Raw genomic sequence first — 1,467 nt, forward strand, 5'->3', positions numbered from 1 at the left:
GAGGATCGGCTCCGGCGTCTCCTGCAGCGGCCACCGCCAACGCGGTTGCTACCGCCGCACGGGCGTTGCCGCCGGGCGTGGGCAGCAGGAGGATTCCCATACGCCCCACCACGCGTCGCATGCCTGCGCCCATATGCTCGGCAATGATCGTGTCGACGCGATGCTCGTTAAGGAAGCGGACAATGCGGGCGTGATGTGAGCCCTCGGTGCCGGCGTCATGGGCGACGTCCCAGCCGACAGGGAACTCCTGCCAGCGAGTGATCACCCCATCCGAGACGTTTACCACCGCGACGCGTGGTGCACGGCCGAAGCGCGGCTCCACCTGACCGTCTGTCGTCACGGGGATGAGGACCGTGGACACGGGCCCGATCATCGGCTCAGTGAATGAATCGCTCATGGCAGCAGCGTAAGCCCGTGGGCAGATACGACGAACTTGGCCACATCCGCCGACTCAGTCGTGTTGCTCTCGCGACGCCTGGTACGCAGCACCCACGATGCCCGCGGTGTTCAGCAGCTGCGCCGGAACGATGGGAGTCTTCAGGTCGAGTCTGGGCAGGAACTTCTCGTGCTTCTTTGACACGCCTCCACCAACGACGAACAGGTCCGGTGAGAACAGCATCTCCACGTGGGAGTAGTACCGCTGCAGCCGCTTGGCCCACTTCTTCCACGACAGGTCCTGAAGCTCCTTCTGCCCCGAGGAGGCACGCTTCTCAGCGTCATAGCCGTCGATCTCGAGGTGGCCGAGCTCAGTGTTCGGCACCAGGGTGCCGTCGACGATGATGGCGGAGCCGATGCCGGTACCTAGCGTGGTCACGATGACCGTTCCGGCGACGCCCTTGGCGGCCCCGAAGGCGACCTCGGCCAGGCCGGCGGCGTCGGCGTCGTTCAGTGCGGTCACGGGGCGCCCAAGGTGCTGCAGCATCAGCTCGTTGAGGTTCACTCCCGCCCACGAGTCGTCGAGGTTCGCAATGAAGGGGATTGTGCCGTGCACGATAGGCGCCGGGAAGGCGATACCTACCGGTACGTGCTCGCTGATGCCGAGGCCGTCAAGTAGCTGCTTACAAACCTCCGCCACGGCATCCGGTGTGGACGGCTGTGGCGTCTCGATCCGAATGCGGTCACCAATGAACTCACCGGTGTCGAGATCCACACGCGCACCCTTGATACCTGAACCGCCGATATCAATCCCGCACGCAACCGAAGTCATCGCAGCCTCCTCCAATTCCGCCTGCTGCCTGTACCGCGAGGATATCGGAGTCGGACGGCCGTTGGTGCCCGTTTTGGGCGACGTCTTCCGGCCGCGTGTGTTCGTGGTGTCGTTCGGACGCCCAGAGGTCCGTCTGTGGGTGTGGCGTGTGGACGGCCGTGTGCGGGCCCTGGTGCGCGGTCGTGTTGTGTGCGTGTGGTGTGTGCCCCCCGGCCAGGGCCCCGGGGGGTGGGTGCGGGTTGTGGGTGTGGGTTCGTGAG

At 65.4% G+C, this 1,467-nt stretch carries 2 protein-coding genes; both read right to left on the reverse strand.

The genetic code is table 11. The features are described 5' to 3' along the window. Nucleotides 1–397: NifB/NifX family molybdenum-iron cluster-binding protein (locus DRB06_RS09055; RefSeq protein ID WP_220093010.1), on the reverse strand; the 397-nt coding region annotated here is incomplete at its 3' end. Between the two features lie 54 nt (nt 398–451). Further along, nucleotides 452–1,207, reverse strand: a complete 756-nt coding sequence (gene ppgK / locus DRB06_RS09060) for a polyphosphate--glucose phosphotransferase (RefSeq protein WP_073328054.1) — start codon at nt 1,205–1,207, stop codon at nt 452–454. Between the last annotated feature and the right edge of the window lie 260 nt (nt 1,208–1,467).

This window comes from Actinomyces sp. Z5 (assembly GCF_003287795.1).
Classification (GTDB): domain Bacteria; phylum Actinomycetota; class Actinomycetes; order Actinomycetales; family Actinomycetaceae; genus Actinomyces; species Actinomyces glycerinitolerans.

Excerpts from the sequence above, each read along its gene's own strand:
- ppgK (WP_073328054.1), bottom strand. The coding sequence starts at position 1,207 with ATGACTTCGGTTGCGTGCGGGATTGATATCGGCGGTTCAGGTATCAAG.